Source organism: Sphingomonas sp. (assembly GCF_048594985.1).
Classification (GTDB): domain Bacteria; phylum Pseudomonadota; class Alphaproteobacteria; order Sphingomonadales; family Sphingomonadaceae; genus Sphingomonas_I.
Window position 1 is genome coordinate 1 of the sequence record NZ_JBMDXG010000259.1, and the last position, 4,461, is coordinate 4,461.

Consider the following 4,461-nt stretch of genomic DNA (forward strand, 5'->3'; position numbering starts at 1 on the left):
ACGATGAGGATCGCGGCAAGGAAGACAATGATAGGCAGCGCGAGGTCGCCGAGCGGGGGCAGCAGCGCGCCGGTCGCGAGAGAGGACAGCGCGCCAAGGCCGATCCCGAACCAGAGGCACAGCATCGACGACAGGCAGCTGGCGAGCGACGTGGGGCGGGTGAACCAGGCGATGAAGCCCGCGAACATGATCCACACCTCAAGCGCGAGCGCCGCGCTCAGCCACGCGGCGAAAGCGGCGACGACGGCCGCGATCACCGTCCAGAGCGCGAATTGGCCGGGGCGTCGAGGGTGGGATTGCGCGGGCGGCGTGGTTGCCGGCTGCGTTCGGGTCTCGCTCATGGTCAATTCCTTTACTTCGGAGGGCCTGACCGTCAGCGCGATGGGCCGAGGATGGCCGGCTTGAGCGTCGTTTCGCACCAGGTGCGGAAGCGCGTTGGTGTGCTGTTGGCCGGCGTGCGCGCGACGGACAGATCGATGCCCTGATCCTTGGCCCGCGCCATGTCGGTCATGCCCTGCGCCATCGCATCGGACATGCCGAACTGGAGGAAGCGGGCCTTGTAGGCGTCGAACCCGATCCGTTGATATTCGACCGACCGACCGAGCACGTCGGAGAGCGTCCGCGCCATATCGTCGAACGACAGGTCTTCCGGGCCGAGGACGGGCACTTCCTCCCGACCCGTCCAGCTTTCGTCGAGGAGCCAGCGGACCGCCGTGGCGGCGATATCGCACGTCGCCACGCTGGGCAGGCGCAGGTCGTCCCTGATCGGCAGGAAGAATTTGCCCTGATCCCGGATCGCGGCGGCCTGACGTACGAGATTGTCCATGAAGGACGGCAGGGCGAGCGGGCGGAACGCGACGCCGGTGGCGGCGATCAGATCGTCCATCTGGAGCGAACCGGTGACATGGCCGGCATGCGCGGCGAGGGGCGACCCCCGGCCGAGCGCGGTGATCGACACGACCCGCCGCACACCGCGCGCCGCGAAGGCGGCCGCGGCCGGCCGCGTGAAATCAACATAAGCGGCCTCGACAGACACGGCCTTGAGATCCGGCGGCGTGAGCCAGAACACGGTGTCGGCCCCGTCGAGCGCCGCGCGCAGCACCGCCGGATCACCATGCGATCCGGTGACGATGTCGGCATGCGCCCGCACCTCTGCCGCCAACCGCGCCGGATCGCGCGCGATCAGGCGGAGCGGCGCGCGCGCCCGTATCAGGCGGGAGACGACCTGACTGCCGATGTCGCCCGTCGGCGTGGTCACTACGATCATTGTCTTCTCCGACATCGGTTAATTGTAAGGGATGGCGCTAGACCGTCTCGATCGGACGGGCTATGCGCGCTGATCCCGATTTTCTTTGAGATCGTCCGGACTCATGGATCCGTTGTCGGATATCCTCTCGCTTCTGAAGCCGCACGCCTATGTCTCGTCGGGCTTCGATGCCGGTGGCGACTGGGCCGTTCAGTTCGGCGACCAGCACAAGCTCATCAAATGCTACGCCGTGGTGTCAGGGGGGTGCTGGCTCACGGTCGACGGCGTCGCGGATCCGGTCCAGCTGACGGCCGGGGATTGTTTCGTGCTGCCGACCGGCCGTCCCTTCCGGCTGGGCAGCGACACGCGGGGGCCCGCGATCCCCGCCGCCGAGGTGTTTCCGCCCGCGCGCCGGGGCGGCATCGTGACGGTCGGCGGGGGTGGCGACCTGTTTCTGGTGGGCAGCCGTTTCGGCGTATCGGGAAGCCAGGCAGAGATACTGCTCGGGCTGCTTCCCCCGATCGTCCATGTCCGCGAGCAACCGGCGCAGGAGGCACTACGCTGGTCGGTCGAGCAGATGATGCGCGAGCTGCGCGACGGGCGGCCCGGCAATGCCCTGGCGGTCCAGCACCTCGCGCACCTGATGCTGGTGCAGGCGCTGCGCGTGCATCTGCATGGCGGTGGGGGCGATCGGGCCGGGTGGTTCTTCGCGCTCGCGGACAGGCAACTCGGTGCCGCGCTGAAGGCGATCCATGCCGATCCGGCGCATGCCTGGACGCTGCAGGAACTGGGCGCGCTGGCCGGCATGTCCCGATCGACCTTCGCGCTGCGTTTCAGGGAACGGCTTGGCGATCCGCCGATGCATTATGTCGCGCGGTGGCGGATGCTGCTTGCCTGCGACCGGCTCGAACGATCGCGCGATCCGGTATCGGTCGTCGCGGCCTCGCTCGGTTACGAATCTGAAAGCGCGTTCAGCACGGCGTTCAAACGGATGATGGGCTGCTCGCCCCGCCAATATGGGCTGTCCGCCAGAAGAGACGTCGGACCGCCGCCGCCGCGTTCCCCGTTTTCCGGCCCGGCGGAGCGGCCGTCCACCGCGCCCTCGGCATAACGCGGAGCGGCATTAGGCCGGCGGCGACCGGCATCCACAAGGCCGCTATCCCACGACCGCCTTCAACTGCGCCGGTCGCAGTTCGTGGATCAACTGGTCCATCGTGCATTGCGCGGGCGCCTTGTCGGGGCGCCATCGGAGGAAGGTGGTGCCGTGGCGGAAGCGGTCGCCGGTCACCTGATCGTACACGACCTCGACGACGCGTTCGGGCGCGAGCGGCTCCCACGCTTTTTCCTTGCCGTCGTTCCAGCGGCTGGGTCCGCCGGGGGCCTTGCCGGTGAAGCCGACGCCGCCGAGCAGCGGTTCGAGCAGATCGGCATAGGCGATGCGGTCGGCTGCCTTGATGCCCGAGGTGAAGCCGACATGATTGAGCGCGCCGCTGTCGTCGAACAGGCCCAGCAGCAGTGAGGCGATCCCCCGGCCTTCGCCGACCCGCCGGATGCCGGCCACGACGCAGTCGGCCGTCCGATGCTGCTTGATCTTGAGCATCGCACGCTCGCCGCCGCGATACTCCTGGTCCAGCCGCTTGGCGACCACGCCGTCCAGCGCGCCGCCGCTGTCGGCGAGCCATTGGCGGGCATCGCGGATGTCGTCGCTCCGGGGAGAAAGCAGCAGCGCCGGATGGGGGTTGTCGGCGTGGAACCGCTGCAACGTTGCCCGGCGCGTCGCGAGAGGGGCCGGCGCGAGATCGTCCGCACCGAGGGCCAGACAGTCAAACAGCATGAGCTGCGCTGGCGTTTCGCGGGAAAGCCTGGCGATACGGCTGGCGGCGGGGTGCAGACGCGCCTGTAGAGCATCGAACGAGAGGACGTCGCCGACGGGCAGGATCAACTCCCCGTCCACGACGAACCGGCTGGGCTTAAGCGAGGCGACGAGGGCCTCGATCTCCGGAAAGTAACGCCCGAGCGGCTTGCCCGACTTGGACCAGATTTCGATCCTGTCGCCGTCGCGGCGGACGATCGCGCGGAAGCCGTCCCATTTGGGTTCGTACTGCCAGCCCTCATCCTCGGGCAGCGTTTCGACGAGCTTCGCCTCCATCGGCCGGGGGGCAGGCGTCTCCATGCGGAGCGTAACCGGCCGCGCAAGGCTGCGTTCCGATCACTTCATCCGGCGGGCACACGCTCAATCCCCGCCAAGCTGCGCGAGCAAGGCCTCGATCCGGGCGACCCTGGCGGCCGGGTCCTCGATCTTCTCCAGGAGGAGCAGACGGCCATTCTTTTCGGTGAGGCCGGCGGCCGTAAAGTCGCCTGCGAAGTCGCGGCGGGGGGTCAAAGCGATCGCGGCGGGCCCGGCATCAATGCGGGCGATGCGGAGCGTGCGCGCGGCGAGACGGATGCGGGCGGTATGGAGCAGCGTCTCGGCCTCCGGCGGGCGCGTGCCGAACCTGTCCTCAAGCTCCGCCGCGAAATCGTCCAGCGCGTCGGGATCGTCGATCCTCGCCAGCCGGCAGTAGAGCGAGACCCGCATCTCCTCGTCCGGGATCCACGCTTCGGCCAGCCGCCCCTGAATGCCGAGGTGAAGCTCCGGCGCCCAGCGCTCGACCGTCTCGCCCCGCGCCGCGCGCAGCGCGCCTTCCAGGAGGTGCTGGTACAGGTCGATGCCGATCAGCTTCATGTGCCCGGCCTGCGCCTCGCCGAGGAGGTCGCCCGCGCCGCGCATGTCGAGATCGCGCGCGCTGATCGCGAAGCCCGCCCCCAGGCGATCGAACGCCTCCAGGGTCCGCAGGCGCTTGAGCGTCCGGGGGGCGATCTCGGCCTCGGGATCGGTCAGCAGCATCACCTGACCGCGCCGGCTGCCGCGTCCGACCCGGCCGCGAAGCTGGTGGAGCTGCGACAGGCCGAACCGGTCGGCGCGCCAGATCACCATCGTATTCGCGCGCGGCACGTCGAGCCCCGCCTCGATGATGTTGGTGGCGAGCAGCACGTCGCCGTCGCCGCGGCCGAAGCGCACCATCGCCTCGTCGATCTCGGCGGCAGGCATCTTGCCGTGCGCCTGGAGGAGGTCGAGTTCGGGGACGAGTTTCCCGAGGGTTTCGGCGAGCTTCCCCATGTCCTCGATGCGGGGGACGACGACGAAGCTCTGACCGCCGCGGCTCTTCTCGCGC

General features: G+C 69.1%; 5 protein-coding genes. 1 reads left to right on the top strand and 4 read right to left on the bottom strand.

Annotated elements, in window-relative coordinates; genetic code table 11:
* Both ACOJSF_RS10430 and ACOJSF_RS10435 read right to left on the bottom strand, forming a co-directional pair.
* Positions 1 to 341, bottom strand: a 341-nt coding sequence (locus ACOJSF_RS10430; protein ID WP_420142142.1) for a DUF1097 family protein, incomplete at its 3' end; no start/stop codon positions are given.
* 32 nt (positions 342 to 373) lie between these two features.
* Positions 374 to 1,267, bottom strand: coding sequence for an NAD(P)H-binding protein (locus ACOJSF_RS10435; protein WP_420142143.1), 894 nt, complete (start codon positions 1,265 to 1,267; stop codon positions 374 to 376).
* A gap of 103 nt (positions 1,268 to 1,370) precedes the next feature.
* Between ACOJSF_RS10435 and ACOJSF_RS10440 the strand changes: the two genes are divergently transcribed.
* Positions 1,371 to 2,357 (top strand): AraC family transcriptional regulator, encoded by a 987-nt coding sequence (locus ACOJSF_RS10440; protein WP_420142144.1) that lies wholly within the window; start codon positions 1,371 to 1,373, stop codon positions 2,355 to 2,357.
* Positions 2,358 to 2,402: 45 nt separating this feature from the next.
* Here ACOJSF_RS10440 and ACOJSF_RS10445 read toward each other — a convergent pair whose 3' ends face one another.
* Together ACOJSF_RS10445 and ACOJSF_RS10450 are read right to left on the bottom strand one after the other, a co-directional pair.
* Positions 2,403 to 3,419, bottom strand: a complete 1,017-nt coding sequence (locus ACOJSF_RS10445) for an ATP-dependent DNA ligase (RefSeq protein ID WP_420142145.1) — start codon at positions 3,417 to 3,419, stop codon at positions 2,403 to 2,405.
* A 60-nt stretch (positions 3,420 to 3,479) separates the two neighbouring features.
* The coding region (locus tag ACOJSF_RS10450) for a TRCF domain-containing protein (protein ID WP_420142146.1) at positions 3,480 to 4,461 on the bottom strand (982 nt) is incomplete at its 5' end.